At 66.8% G+C, this 13260-nt stretch carries 11 protein-coding genes; 5 read left to right on the top strand and 6 right to left on the bottom strand.

The features are described 5' to 3' along the window. Positions 1–224 precede the first annotated feature (224 nt). Positions 225–1013: a phosphatidylcholine/phosphatidylserine synthase gene (locus tag KF730_RS07880; protein WP_294093621.1), complete on the bottom strand. Its 789-nt coding sequence runs from the start codon at positions 1011–1013 to the stop codon at positions 225–227. Between the two features lie 20 nt (positions 1014–1033). Then, complete coding sequence (locus KF730_RS07875) at positions 1034–1762, bottom strand: phosphatidylserine decarboxylase (protein ID WP_294093619.1); 729 nt, start codon at positions 1760–1762, stop codon at positions 1034–1036. Positions 1763–1972: 210 nt separating this feature from the next. Between KF730_RS07875 and KF730_RS07870 the strand changes: the two genes are divergently transcribed. The 3 genes from KF730_RS07870 to KF730_RS07860 all read left to right on the top strand — a co-directional run bounded on the left by KF730_RS07870 (position 1973) and on the right by KF730_RS07860 (position 5810). Next, the gene (locus KF730_RS07870; protein ID WP_294093617.1) at positions 1973–2587 is read left to right on the top strand and encodes a methyltransferase; all 615 of its coding nucleotides are present in this window, start codon (positions 1973–1975) and stop codon (positions 2585–2587) included. Between the two features lie 79 nt (positions 2588–2666). Then, complete coding sequence (locus KF730_RS07865) at positions 2667–3887, top strand: NADP-dependent isocitrate dehydrogenase (RefSeq protein ID WP_294093615.1); 1221 nt, start codon at positions 2667–2669, stop codon at positions 3885–3887. A gap of 219 nt (positions 3888–4106) precedes the next feature. Further along, entirely contained in the window at positions 4107–5810 is a 1704-nt protein-coding gene (locus KF730_RS07860) for a M20/M25/M40 family metallo-hydrolase (protein WP_294093613.1), read from the top strand. A 273-nt stretch (positions 5811–6083) separates the two neighbouring features. Here KF730_RS07860 and KF730_RS07855 read toward each other — a convergent pair whose 3' ends face one another. After that, on the bottom strand, positions 6084–7286 hold the full coding sequence (locus tag KF730_RS07855; RefSeq protein ID WP_294093611.1) for an FAD-dependent oxidoreductase: 1203 nt from the start codon (positions 7284–7286) through the stop codon (positions 6084–6086). A 43-nt stretch (positions 7287–7329) separates the two neighbouring features. Here KF730_RS07855 and KF730_RS07850 point away from each other — a divergent pair, with 43 nt between their 5' ends. After that, positions 7330–9111 carry a cation:proton antiporter gene (locus KF730_RS07850; protein ID WP_294093609.1) on the top strand — a complete coding sequence of 594 codons (1782 nt, stop codon included), beginning with the start codon at positions 7330–7332 and terminating at the stop codon, positions 9109–9111. Positions 9112–9174: 63 nt separating this feature from the next. Further along, entirely contained in the window at positions 9175–9675 is a 501-nt protein-coding gene (locus KF730_RS07845) for a hypothetical protein (protein ID WP_294093607.1), read from the top strand. 4 nt (positions 9676–9679) lie between these two features. Here KF730_RS07845 and KF730_RS07840 read toward each other — a convergent pair whose 3' ends face one another. From KF730_RS07840 to KF730_RS07830, 3 genes are all read right to left on the bottom strand, one after another. Beyond that, the gene (locus KF730_RS07840) at positions 9680–9988 is read right to left on the bottom strand and encodes a hypothetical protein (protein ID WP_294093603.1); all 309 of its coding nucleotides are present in this window, start codon (positions 9986–9988) and stop codon (positions 9680–9682) included. Further along, entirely contained in the window at positions 9985–12627 is a 2643-nt protein-coding gene (gene alaS / locus KF730_RS07835; RefSeq protein ID WP_294093601.1) for an alanine--tRNA ligase, read from the bottom strand. Before alaS ends, KF730_RS07840 begins: the two co-directional genes overlap by 4 nt. A gap of 69 nt (positions 12628–12696) precedes the next feature. Beyond that, positions 12697–13245: a site-2 protease family protein gene (locus KF730_RS07830; protein WP_294093599.1), complete on the bottom strand. Its 549-nt coding sequence runs from the start codon at positions 13243–13245 to the stop codon at positions 12697–12699. Positions 13246–13260: the final 15 nt, after the last annotated feature.

Below are 13260 nucleotides of genomic sequence, written 5' to 3'. Positions count from 1 at the left end.
CCTGAACGGGTCGGAGCAATTCTGAACCACTGGAATCCCGCCACTTGGGCAAGCAAGAAGGGGAACCGGGTCGATGAGCGCAATTTTCACCATGCTGCTATTTGCTACGGCCTTCGCCGCGGCGGTCTGGACGCTGTATGCGAGCGTCCGTCCCCAGCTTCATCGCTATCGCAGCCTGATTGCCCCGGTCGCGGTTCCCGAACTGCCGATGCGCGTCTCGCGCGTTACTGCCTGCCGGGTTCCGGCGCGGATGCCGCTGCGGATGCCGCTGCGCGCTGCAGCCTGATCCGCCGATAGCTGCGAATGCTGAACGGGATCGTCGCCAGATAGAGCAACGCGATGCCCGCCAGCGTAGGCCATGGCGCGGCGACCAGCGCCGCCACCGCAGCCGCGAGGATCACCAGCACTTCGAAGCGGATACGCTGCTTGAGGCGGATCGCGGGCGCATAGGTCGCCAGGCTCGAGATCATCAGCAGCGCGACCATCAGGCTCCACGGCGCGACGATATAAGGCTGGTCGAGATGTGGCTCGGCGGTCGATAGCCAAAGATAGAGCGGCGCGAGCGCCAGGATCGCACCAGCCGGTGCGGGAACGCCGGTCAGGAAGCCCGCCGATTTGTGCGGCTGATCTTCATTGTCGATCCCGGCATTGAAACGCGCGAGGCGCAGCACGCAGAACAGTGCATGGACCAGCGCGACCATCCAGCCGAAATTGCCGAGATGGTGGAGTGACCAGAGATAGAGGATCAGCGCCGGTGCGACGCCGAACGCGATCGCGTCCGACAGACTGTCCAGTTCAGCGCCGAAGCGGCTCTCGCCGCGCACAAGGCGGGCGACCTTGCCATCGATCCCGTCAAGCAACCCGGCGATCAGCACCATCAGCACCGCCTGTTCCCACTTCGCGTCCATCGCGAAGCGGATCGCGGTCAGCCCCGAACACAATGCGAGCGCCGTGACGACATTGGGAGCGATGGCGCGAAGCGGTATCCCGCGCCGGACCCGGGGCGGGCGCACACGCCGGACCCGCGCCGGCCTCACTGCGAGACGCCGGCCATATCGGATATGCCGCGCCTGGCGAGGATCGTCTCGCCGGCGATGGCGCGCTGGCCGAGCGCGACGGCGCAGCCATAGCCTTCGGGCAGGAACACATCGACGCGGCTGCCGAAGCGGATCAGGCCGATACGCTGCCCGGCCACGACCATGTCACCCGCCTTGACGAAGGCGACGATGCGGCGCGCGACCAGCCCGGCGATCTGGGTGAAGCCGAAGCGGACCCCGTTCTTGTCCTCGACCACGAAATGCTGGCGCTCATTCTCTTCGCTGGCCTTGTCGAAATCGGCGTTCATGAACTTACCGCTGATATAGATGACATGCTTGATCGTGCCGGTGACGGGCGTGCGGTTCACATGGACGTCGAACACGCTCATGAACACCGAGACCCGGATCATCGGCTTGTCGCCCAGCGCCTGCGGGCCGCGCAGTTCGGGCGGCAGTTCGACGCGTTCGATCATCGTGATCAGCCCGTCGGCGGGCGAGACGATCAGCCCCTCGCCCTGCGGCGTCACGCGCACCGGATCGCGGAAGAACGCCGCGACACCGAGGGTGAGGAACACCAGCGGCCAGACGATGAAATCCCAGATGAACAGGAACGCGAAGGCGATAGCGGCGGCGATCGCCACATATTTGCGGCCTTCCGGATGGATTTCCGGGAAACGCCATTTGACGGTCGTGGTGCCGAGCGGCGGCTTGTCGAGGGATGCCATGCCTCGCCTCTAGCCCGGCAGCCCGGGCTTTCCTAGACGGGGATATGCTTATCCAGCCCTGTACGTTGTTCGCCCGCTGGCTTCCGCCGCGAACGCGAAGGGCTTTCCGCCGCGTAAACCGCATGAAATGAACCTCAAGCCTTGAATGTTCGTTCGTTTTTGCGCAGGGCGCATCGCCGCCCCCGAAATTATCGCGAGAAGATCTATACCATGCCCGCATCGACCGCAGCCGAGCGCCGTAGCCGCCGCCGCGCCGCCGGCCTGCCTTCTCCGGCGATGATGTTCCTCAAGGGGTTCTTCAAGCATCCGGTGATGGTCGGCGCGATCGCCTCCTCGTCGCAGCGGCTCGTCCGTCACATGCTGAGCAAGGTCGATTTCGAGCAGTGCAAGCTGTTCGTCGAATATGGGCCCGGCGTCGGCACCTTCACCCGGCCGATTCTCGAGCGGCTGGCGTCCGACGCCAAGCTCGTCGTGATCGACACCAATCCGGATTTCATCGCCTATCTCAACGCCACGATCATCGATTCGCGCTTTTCGGCGGTGCTGGGCTCGGCGGCGGACGTGAAGCAGATCGTCAAGGATCACGGCTTCGACCATGCCGACTATATCGCCTCGGGCCTGCCCTTCTCGACCCTGCCCGCCGGCGTGGGCGACGCTATCGCCAAGGCGACCAGCGAAGTGATCCGCCCCGGCGGCGCCTTCCTGGTCTATCAATATAATCCCAAGGTGCGGAACTTCTTCGCGCCCTATTTCCCGCGGATCGATCACGCCATGGAATGGGTGAACATCCCCCCGGCACAGCTTTGGTGGGCCTGGAGGGACTGATCGGGCCGGGGATGGTTGATCCCCGGGCTTCATACTCCTAGACGCTCGCCAACCCCCATTCATGAGGAACTAGCGAGCAATGGCGAAGATCAAGGTCGTAACCCCCGTCGTCGAGATCGACGGCGACGAAATGACGCGGATCATCTGGCAGTGGATCCGCGAGCGGCTGATCCTTCCCTATCTCGATATCGACCTCAAATATTACGACCTCTCGGTCGAGAAGCGCGACGAGACCGACGACCAGATCACGATCGACTGCGCCAAGGCGATTCAGCAATATGGCGTAGGCGTGAAGTGCGCGACGATCACCCCGGACGAGGCCCGCGTCGAGGAATTCGGCCTGAAGCAGATGTGGAAGTCGCCGAACGGCACGATCCGCAACATCCTGGGCGGCACCATCTTCCGCGAGCCGATCGTCATCAAGAACGTGCCGAGGCTCGTCCCGGGCTGGACCGACCCGATCGTCGTCGGCCGTCACGCGTTCGGCGATCAATATCGCGCGACCGATTTCCGCGTCCCCGGCCCCGGCAAGCTGCGCATGATCTGGGACGGCGAGAATGGCGAGAAGATCGAAAAGGAAGTGTTCGACTTCCAGAGCTCGGGCGTCGCGATGGGCATGTACAATCTCGACGATTCGATCCGCGATTTCGCCAAGGCGAGCATGAACTATGCGCTCGACCGCGGCTGGCCGCTGTATCTTTCGACCAAGAACACCATCCTCAAGGCCTATGACGGCCGGTTCAAGGATCTGTTCCAGGAAGTGTTCGACCAGGAATTCGCCGACAAGTTCAAGGCGGCCGGCATCGTTTACGAGCATCGCCTGATCGACGACATGGTCGCATCGGCGCTCAAGTGGAGCGGCAAGTTCGTCTGGGCCTGCAAGAATTACGACGGCGACGTCCAGTCGGACACCGTCGCACAAGGCTTCGGTTCGCTGGGCCTCATGACTTCGGTGCTGATGACCCCCGACGGCAAGACCATCGAAGCGGAAGCGGCGCACGGCACCGTGACGCGCCATTACCGCATGCACCAGCAGGGCAAGTCGACCTCGACCAACCCGATCGCTTCGATCTTCGCCTGGACGCAGGGTCTGTCGTTCCGCGGCAAATTCGATGGCACACCGGACGTGACCAAGTTCGCCGAAACGCTCGAGCGCGTCTGCATCGAGACCGTCGAGGCGGGCCACATGACCAAGGATCTGGCGCTGCTGATCGGCCCGGAACAGGCCTGGATGACGACGGAGCAGTTCTTCGAACAGATCCGCGTCAACCTCGAAGCCGAGATGGCGACCTGGGGCTAAGCCGCAAACCAATGACGGAAAGGGCGGCCCCGGGGCCGCCCTTTTTGTTTGTGCGGCGCGAATGTTACCTGACGTTCGCACTGACCATGGCCGTTTTCGGACAGGAGATTTCAAAGAGCGGCCGGCGCTGCCGGACGGCTGCGTCCAAGCAGTTGAAATCCTGCATTGCAAGCAGGTCACCCTGCCCGTTAGGCTCATGGCCAAAGGGGAGAGGGCTTCATGAAGAGCTGGATGCATTTGGCTGTCGCGGGCGTGGGCGCGATCCTGCTGGCGGTGTTCGCGACGACGACGCCCTCCCCCGCCCCGGCCGACGCGCCGGCGACCGACTTCTCCGCCGGACGGGCGATGGCCGATGTCCGCGAGATCGCCAAGGCGCCGCATCCGACCGGCACGCCGGAGAATGCGCGGGTGCGCGACTACCTGATCAAGCGGCTGCGATCGCTGGGGATGACGGTCACCACCACGACCGCGCCGATCAGCGCCAAGGCCAAGGAGCGGCTCGACAAATGGCGGGGCAGCCCGGCGGATGCGCAGGCGGTCAATCTGCTGGCGACGCTGCCCGGGCTGGATTCGACCAAGCCGGCGGTGCTGCTGATGGCGCATCACGATTCGGTGTGGGGATCGCCCGGCGCCGCCGACGATACCGCCGGCGTGGCGGCGATCCTGGAAACGGTGCGTGCCTTCCTTGCGGGCGGACAGAAGCCAGAGCGCGACCTGATGGTGCTGCTCACCGACGGTGAGGAACTGGGGCTCGAAGGCGCCGAGCAATTCTTCGCGACAAACCCGGCCAAGGACCGGGTCGGCGTGATCGTCAATCTCGAGACGCGCGGCGGCGGCGGGCGGGCCTCGATGTTCGAGACCGGCGACCAGAACGGCGCGATGATCGACCTGTTCGGCGGCGCCGTGCGGCATCCCGTGGCGACCTCGCTCAGCGCGTTCGTCTACAAGAAGCTGCCCAATTCGACCGACTATACCGTCGCCCAGAAGCTCGGCGTGCCGGGGTTCAACTTCGCGTTCATCGGCCGGCCGGGGCTGTATCACTCGCCGCTGGCGACGCCCGACGCGCTCGATCAGGGATCGTTGCAGGACATGGGCCGCCAGACGCTCGACCTGACCCGCGCACTGCTGGCGGCGCCGGAACTGCCGGGCAAGACGCCGGACCGGGTATTCTACGATCTCTTCGGGATGGTGTTCCTCGCCTACTCGGCCTGGGTCGGCTGGCTGATCCTGATCGTCGCGGCGGGCGCCTATGCCTATGCCGGACTGGGGGTGACGACGCTGCGCGGGTTCGGACGCGGCGCGGGGATCTGGCTGGCCTTGCTCGTGATCGCGGGACTGCTGCTCTATATCAGCAATTTCGCCTCGATCGCGAACGGGCCCACAAATTATTACGACCGGCTCGCGGCGATCCCACGGCTGGAGGCGCAGGCGGCGTTGCTGTGCGTGGCGGCGGCCGCGTTGGTCGCGGGACTGCTGCTCGGCCGGCGGCCGGCGAGCCAAGTGCTGGCCGGGGCTGTCACGCCCTTCCTGTTGCTGGCGGCGGTGGCGCAGGCGATGGCGCCGACCGCGGCGTTTCCGTTGCAGATTCCGCTGCTGCTCGGGGGTGTTGGCGCGGCGGCGATGCGCTGGCGGGCGGATGGTGCGGGCCGCTGGGTGGCGACGGGCGCGGCTGCGATCGGTATGGGCTATATGCTGACACTGGGGCATGCGCTGTTCCAGGCGGTGGGCCCGGGGATGCCGTTCGTGATGATCGTGCCGCTGGGGCTGAGCACGGTGATGCTGTTGCCGCTGATGCCGGAGATTGCGCGGTCACGGGCGATGCGAACAGCGGGGGCGCTGGTGGTGCTCGGGCTGGCGATCGCGCTGTGGGTGCGCTTCGACGCGGTGGCGCCGAGCGTGGCGGTGTATACGAGCGATCATTGATCACCACTGGCGTCATCCCGGACTTGTTCCGGGATCCACCGTGCCGCTTGGTGGGCCCCGGAACGGGTCGGTACTTATCCCATTCGAGCATGTGTCTCCTGTGGTTCCCCGGCGAAGGCCGGGGCCCAGGTGGCGAGGTCGGCGTAACGAAGCGCTGCGCCCGCCAATATCTGTCCGCCAACTGGGCCCCGGCCTTCGCCGGGGAACCGCACATGTTCGAGCGGGATAAGCACCAAACAAGTCCGGGGTGACAATGTGGGGGTTCGGGGCGCCCTAAGCCTTGGGCGAGCGGATATGCTCGCGGCGGACGCCCAGCCCGAGCACCCGCGCCGGGATGCGCTGGAGCAGCGGCGTGCGGCCGATCAGGCGGACGATCCACGGCGCCTTCTGGACGCTGCCGCGAAGCGCGGCGCGGATCACGGTGCGGTGGACGGTGCGCTGGATCGCCTGGATCACGCGCACCGGGAACTCGCGGCGAGCCTGGACCTTGGCGAGCAGCGGATCGGGATCGCGCCCGAGCGCCATCGGCGCGGCGAGGATATTGGCGGCGGCAACCGCATCCTGCACGGCGAGATTGATCCCCACCCCGCCAACCGGCGACATGGCGTGCGCGGCGTCGCCGATCGCGAGCAGGCCGGGACGCGACCATTGCGTGAGGCGATCGAGGGTGACGGTAAGCAATTTGACGTCATCGAGACTGGCGAGCTGGTGCATCAGCCCCCGCGCCGGGAGCACGACCTTCTCGACCTCGGCGCGAAACGCGTCGAGCCCGCGCGCGAGGACCGCCGGCGCGCTGCCCTTTTCGATGACGCGGGCGCACTGGAAATAATCGCCGCGATCGATGGCGACGATCATCTCCCCGCCCGAGATATAGCCCTGGGTCTCGTTGGCGGCGGTGCGCGGCTTGGGGACACGAAACCACAGCACGTCGATCGGCGCGCCGAGATCGTGGAGCGGCAGGCCGGCGCGCAGCTTCGAACCACGGCCATCGGCGGCGATCACCAGTTTCGCGGCGATCTCCCCGCCGGTGGCGGTGCGGACGCCGGTCACGCGTCCGCCACGCTCGATCGCCTCGACGCCTTCCGTCTCCATCCGCAAGCTGAAGGCGGGGTAGCGCCTGGCCTGCTCCGCGACGAAATCGAGAAACTCCCATTGCGGCATCATCGCGATGAATTTGCCACGGCCCGGCAGATGCGTGAAATCGGCGATCCGGTACGCCCTGCCGCCCAGCACCGCCTCGACATCCTCGACCTTGTCGTGCGGGCGCTGGAGCAGCGCGTCGATCAGCCCCAGCTCGTCGAACAGATTGAGCGTGGAGGGGTGGACGGTGTCGCCGCGGAAATCGCGGAGAAAGTCCTTGTGCTTCTCCAGCACCAGGGTTTTGACCCCGGCGCGGGCGAACAGCAGGCCGGCGACCATGCCCGCCGGACCGCCGCCGACGATACAGACTTCCGCGCTAATTTCGGTTTTGGCCATATCGCCTCCTGACAAGCGCGGTTCCGCCTGCTTATGATGGGCCATGATCAGCCTTCAGAACAGTGGATTCAGCGATACGCTAGTCATTCTCGGCGCCGCCGGGCTGGTGATCCCGGCCTTCGCGCGGTTCAGGATCAGCCCGGTCATCGGGTTCATCCTGGTCGGCATATTGGTGGGTCCCGCCGGGCTCGGCACGCTCGTGCCGCAATATCCCTGGCTCTACTATCTGACGATCACCGACGCGCATTCGATCGAACCGTTCGCCGAGTTCGGCATCATCCTGCTGCTGTTCTCGATCGGATTGGAGCTGTCGTTCAAGCGATTATGGGGGATGCGCAACCTCGTCTTCGGGGTCGGCGCGGCCGAACTGGGCGGCGCGGCGGCGATCCTGGGCGCGGCGCTGTACCTGACCGGCATGAGCGCCAACGGCGCCATCGGGATGGGGCTGGCGCTGGCTTTGTCCTCGACCGCGCTGGTGATCCCGATCGCGGGGACGACGAGCCCGGTCGGCAAGGCGGCGTTCGCGATGCTGCTGTTCGAGGATCTGGCGCTGGTGCCGATCATCTTCATGCTCGGCGCGATGGCGCCGGCCGCGGGCGATGCCGGGTGGATGAACCTGATCGGCGTGCTCGGGCGCGGAGCGGTGACGGTAGCGATCCTGTTCATCGGCGGGCGCTTCCTGCTGCCGCGGATGTTCGGCCAGGCGGCGCGGACCAAGAGCCCCGAGCTGTTCCTCGCGGCCAGCCTGCTGGTGGTGATCGCGGCGAGCCTGGCGACCACGGCGGCGGGGCTGTCGCCGATCGTCGGCGCGCTGATCGCGGGGCTGCTGATCGCCGAAACCGAATATCATACCGAGGTCGAGGCGATCACCGCGCCGTTCAAGGGACTGGCGCTGGGTGTGTTCCTGATCACCGTCGGCATGCAGCTCGACCTGGCGTTCGTGTTCGAGAATTGGGCGACCCTGCTCGGCGCGGTCGTCATGGTGCTGGCGGTCAAGGCCGGCGTGACGATGGGGCTGCTCAAGCTCACCGGATCGCGCGTCAGCACCGCGGCGGAGACCGGCGTGCTGATGTCGAGCCCTTCGGAGACGACGCTGATCGTGCTCGGCGTGGCAACCACCGCCGGGCTGATCGCGCCGCAGGACGCCGCCTTCTGGACGACGGTGACCGCGATCGGGCTGACCGCGACGCCGGTGCTGGCCTATGGCGGGCGCCAGATCGCCCGGCTGATCGAGCGGCGCCAGGCGAGCGAGGACGATCCCGCCGAGGTGATGGTCGATGAGGCCGGGCCGGGCGCGGTGGTGATCGGCTTCGGGCGCGTCGGGCGCACCGTCGCCGATATGCTCAAGCGCCACAATCTGCCCTATCTGGGCGTCGACGCCGATGTCGACAACGTCAAGGCGGCCCGCAAGGAGGGCTATACGGTGATGTTCGGCGACGTGACCCGGGCCGAGCTGGTCGACCGGCTCAACCTCGGCCACGCCACCGCGCTGATCCTGACGATGGACGATCCGGTGCTGACCGTGCGGCTGACGCGGCGGGTGCGCGGCTGGGTGCCCAAGCTGCCGATCATCACCCGCGCCCGCGACGCGAGCCACGCCGCCGAGCTCTACAAGGCCGGGGCGACCGACGCGGTGCCCGAGACGCTGGAAAGCTCGCTGCAATTGTCCGAGGCGCTGCTGGTCGATCTCGGCATCGGCGTGGGGCCGGTGATCGCTTCGATCCACGAGGAACGCGACAAGATGCGCAAGGAAATCAAGGAAGCGGTGGGGATGGATCGCGAGCCGCGCATCCGGCGCGTGCGCAAAGACGCCGTGGCGAGCTGATTGCCCTTGTCGCTCCCCGCGGCGCGGCGCATGATCGCGGCAGCCATTCTCTAGGAGTTCACGATGCTCGCAGCCCTTCTGATTATCGCCGCCGGAGCCGGCCAGACCGCCGATCCGCTCGCCGAGGCGCGCGCGGGCAAGGTCCAGTGCACCTCGCCCAATGAGGCGAACAAGACCTGCATGGGGCTGACGACGTACAAGATCAACACCGACGGATCGTTCGAAACGGTGACGACGCTGATGATCGCGCCGACGCCGCTGATCACGATGGTCGTGACCTCGCCGGGCCACGTGATGGGCGGCGCGCTGTGCGGCCCGGTGCGCCGGAGCGATTTCGAAGCGGCCGTGATCCAGATGGATGGCCAGGCCGCGAACGAGGCAATGGCAGGCGCGGTGCGTGGCCAGGTCTCCGGCGCGATCGCCGCGATGGACGGCAAGATGGGCTGCGGCACCGAAGCGGCGGACGGCACGGTGACGGTGACGCTGGACGGCGTCGCGCGTCCGGAGCTGACCCAGAAGACCAGATGGGTGAACCCGGCCGACGGCTGGAAGGTCGGCCAGTAAGCCTTTAGCGCGGCACCCGCGCGACGCAGGCGGCCAGCGCCGCCTGCGCCGTGGCGTCGCGGGCAGCGAGTTGTCTGGCCGCAGATTCCGTCGCGTCGGCGAGCTCGCGCTCGAACCGGGCGTGGGGAACGCGATCTTTCTTGGCACGCTCGCCGACGACGAGTGACCAGAACAGCGACACGTCAAAGGCGGCGGGATCGTCGTCCGCGAATGTGCGGCGATGCGCGATCGTCAGCGCGGCGCAGCGCTTCGCATCGGCATATCGCGGCAACGGCTCGTGCTGGATCAGCACCGCGAGCGCCAGCGCGATCATGCCGCCACGCTCTCCAGCGCCGTCCTGACCGCGGCGAGGGCTTCGGCGCCCTTGCCGCCATCGGGGCCGCCGCCCTGGGCCATGTCGGGACGGCCGCCGCCGCCCTGCCCGCCGAGCGCGGCGACCGCGGCCTTGACCAGATCGACGGCATTGTGCGGCACGCCATCGGTGACTCCGACCGCGACCGAGGCGCGTCCGTCGTTGACCGCGACCAGGGCGACGACGCCCGAACCGATGCGGCCCTTGGCCTCATCGACCGCGCCGCGCAGTTCCTTGGGATCGAGTCCGTCGATGACCTGGCCGATGAAGTTGACGCCGCCGACCTGTTCGGGGCCGGACGGGGCAGCGGCACCGCCGCCGCCCATCGCCAGCGCCTTCCTCGCGTCGGCGAGCTCGCGCTCAAGCTTGCGGCGCTCCTCGACCAAGGCAGCGACGCGATTCGGCACATCGTCGGGCGAGGTCTTGAGCGCGGCGGCAGCTTCCTTGAGGCGTTCGTCACGGGCATTGAGCCACAGGCGCGCGGCCTCGCCGGTCAACGCCTCGATGCGGCGGATGCCCGAGGAGACGGCACTTTCCGAGACGATCTTGAACAGACCGATATCGCCGGTGGCGTTGACATGGGTGCCACCGCACAGCTCGACCGAATAATGCCGGTCGGCACCGCGACCCATCGACAGGACGCGGACCTCATCGCCATATTTCTCGCCGAACAGCGCCATCGCGCCGGCGGCGATCGCGTCCTCGGGAGTCATCAGGCGCGTGCCGACGGCTTCGTTGTGACGGATCTGGGCGTTCACATCTGCCTCGACATCGGCGATCTCCCGCGGCGTCAGCGCCGAGGGATGCGAGAAATCGAAGCGGAAGCGATCGGGCGCGACCAGGCTGCCCTTTTGCGTGACATGGCCACCGAGGCGGTTGCGCAAAGCGGCGTGGACGAGGTGCGTGGCTGAATGGTTGGCGCGGATCTGGTCGCGGCGCTCGGCATCGACCGTGAGATGCACGGTATCGCCAACCGCCAGCTCGCCGCTGTCGATCCTGGCGTGATGCGCATGGAGGCGGCCGAGCGGCTTGCTGGTATCGTCGACCGTGGCCGAGAGCCTGTCGTTCGAAATGGTGCCGGCATCGCCCATCTGGCCGCCGGATTCGCCATAGAAAGGCGTCTGGTTGGTGAGGATCGTCACCTCCCCCGCCCCGGCCCTATCGACGCGCGCGCCATCCTTGACCAGCGCGACGACCTGCGCCTCACCCTCGGTGCCCGAATAGCCGGTGAATTCGGTGCCGCCCAGTTCCTCGGCGATGTCGAACCAGACATCGTCCGAAGCCTTGGCGCCGGAACCCTTCCAGGCGGCGCGGGCGGCCGCCTTTTGCTGGGCCATCGCCGCGTCAAAGCCTTCGCGATCGACGGTCATGCCCTGGCCGCGCAGCGCGTCCTCGGTGAGATCGTAGGGAAAGCCATAGGTGTCGTAGAGCTTGAACGCGGTCTCGCCGGGGAGTGCAGCGCCCTCAGCCATGGTGGCAGTGGCCTCGTCGAGCAGCTTGAGGCCGTTGGCGAGCGTCTGGCGGAAGCGGGTTTCCTCCTGTAGCAGCGTCGCTTCGATCAGCGGCTGGGCGCGGACCAGCTCAGGATAGGCGGCGCCCATCTCGGCGACCAGCGACGGCACCATCCGGTGCATCAGCGGATCCTTCGCGCCGAGCAGCTGGGCGTGGCGCATGGCGCGGCGCATGATGCGGCGCAGGACATAGCCGCGCCCCTCGGCCGAGGGCAGCACACCATCGGCGATCAGGAAGCCCGAGGCGCGGAGGTGATCGGCGATGACGCGGTGACTGGCCTGATTGTCGCCGGTGGTGGACGAACCGGTCAGCGCGCCGCTCTCCCCGATCAGCGCCTTGAAGGTGTCGGTGTCGTAATTGTCGTGCACGCCCTGAAGCACCGCGGCGACGCGCTCGAGGCCCATGCCGGTGTCGATGCTCGGCCGCGGCAAATCGCTGACGATGACGTCGGCTTCCTGCAAATGCTGCATGAAGACGAGGTTCCAGATCTCGACGAAGCGATCGCCATCCTCTTCGGGGCTGCCGGGAGGGCCACCCCAGATATGATCACCATGATCGTAGAAGATTTCCGAGCAGGGACCGCACGGGCCGTCCGGGCCCATCGCCCAGAAATTGTCCTTGGTAGGGATGCGGATGATCCGGCTCTCGGGCAGGCCGGCGATCTTCTTCCACAGATCGAACGCCTGATCGTCGGTATGGTAGACGGTGGCGGTCAGCTTGTCCGCCGGGATGCCCCATTCTTTGGTCAGCAGGGTCCAGGCATGGGTGATCGCCTGTTCCTTGAAATAATCGCCGAACGAGAAATTGCCGAGCATCTCGAAGAAGGTGTGGTGCCGGGCGGTGTAGCCGACATTGTCGAGATCGTTGTGCTTGCCGCCGGCGCGGACGCACTTCTGCGCCGAAACCGCGGTCGAATAGGGCCGCGTCTCCAGACCGGTGAAGACGTTCTTGAACGGCACCATGCCGGCATTGACGAACATCAGGGTCGGATCGTTGTGCGGGACCAGCGGCGCGGAAGGCACGCGGGCATGCCCGGCGTTCTCGAAATAGTCGAGGAAGCTGCGGCGGATATCGTTCGTGGACGTCATGCCCAGCGACTTAGGGGGTGATGCCGCGCCGCTCAAGCGAAACGGTGGCGCAATACTCCGGCAATCGTCCTAACCGGCACGCCGCTCGCGGCCGAGACGCGCGGCGCGGATCAATGCCTCGCCGTCGCTGCCCTTGAAGGGAATGAGGTTCGCCAGCCCCATGCCGGCGGACATGATGGCCAGCGCGGTCGTCAGGGCACAGATGAGCGAGACGGGGTGCAAGCGGCTCGCCGCGAGGCCGAGCGCCGCGCTCAGGGCGAAATTGGCGGCGGGCCCGGCGAAGGCGATCAGCGCATGCTTGCGATGGCGATCGATCGTATTGAGCTCGAACGTGACATAACCGCCAAGGTCGCCGCCCCTGGGCTGCCAAATCATGCTCCATTTGCGCGGACGCAATTGCAGCGAGAGCGGCAGCGCGACGATGCGCCGCACGCGACCGCCGAGCGCCCATACCGCGCCCGCATGGCCTAGTTCATGGACCAGCACCGCCACGAAACTGAGCGCCAGCATCGCCATCAGCCCGAGGACCATTCCGGTGTCGCCGGGCCAATAGGCGCCCAACGCGAACGATTCCGCGACGGCGGTCAGAAAGAAGACGATGCCGGCCAGCGCTCGCATTCAATCGCCCCGATC

Origin of the sequence: Sphingomonas sp. (genome assembly GCF_019635515.1) — a bacterium.
In the GTDB taxonomy this organism is placed as follows: Bacteria; Pseudomonadota; Alphaproteobacteria; order Sphingomonadales; family Sphingomonadaceae; genus Sphingomonas.
The sequence above is the reverse complement of the archived record's forward strand: the minus strand, read 5'-3'. Positions and strand labels throughout refer to the sequence as shown.

Excerpts from the sequence above, each read along its gene's own strand:
- KF730_RS07870 (WP_294093617.1), top strand. The coding sequence starts at position 1,973 with ATGCCCGCATCGACCGCAGCCGAGCGCCGTAGCCGCCGCCGCGCCGCC.
- KF730_RS07830 (WP_294093599.1), bottom strand. The coding sequence starts at position 13,245 with ATGCGAGCGCTGGCCGGCATCGTCTTCTTTCTGACCGCCGTCGCGGAA.
- KF730_RS07875 (WP_294093619.1), bottom strand. The coding sequence starts at position 1,762 with ATGGCATCCCTCGACAAGCCGCCGCTCGGCACCACGACCGTCAAATGG.
- KF730_RS07845 (WP_294093607.1), top strand. The coding sequence starts at position 9,175 with ATGCTCGCAGCCCTTCTGATTATCGCCGCCGGAGCCGGCCAGACCGCC.
- KF730_RS07850 (WP_294093609.1), top strand. The coding sequence starts at position 7,330 with ATGATCAGCCTTCAGAACAGTGGATTCAGCGATACGCTAGTCATTCTC.
- alaS (WP_294093601.1), bottom strand. The coding sequence starts at position 12,627 with ATGACGTCCACGAACGATATCCGCCGCAGCTTCCTCGACTATTTCGAG.
- KF730_RS07840 (WP_294093603.1), bottom strand. The coding sequence starts at position 9,988 with ATGATCGCGCTGGCGCTCGCGGTGCTGATCCAGCACGAGCCGTTGCCG.
- KF730_RS07855 (WP_294093611.1), bottom strand. The coding sequence starts at position 7,286 with ATGGCCAAAACCGAAATTAGCGCGGAAGTCTGTATCGTCGGCGGCGGT.
- KF730_RS07865 (WP_294093615.1), top strand. The coding sequence starts at position 2,667 with ATGGCGAAGATCAAGGTCGTAACCCCCGTCGTCGAGATCGACGGCGAC.
- KF730_RS07860 (WP_294093613.1), top strand. The coding sequence starts at position 4,107 with ATGAAGAGCTGGATGCATTTGGCTGTCGCGGGCGTGGGCGCGATCCTG.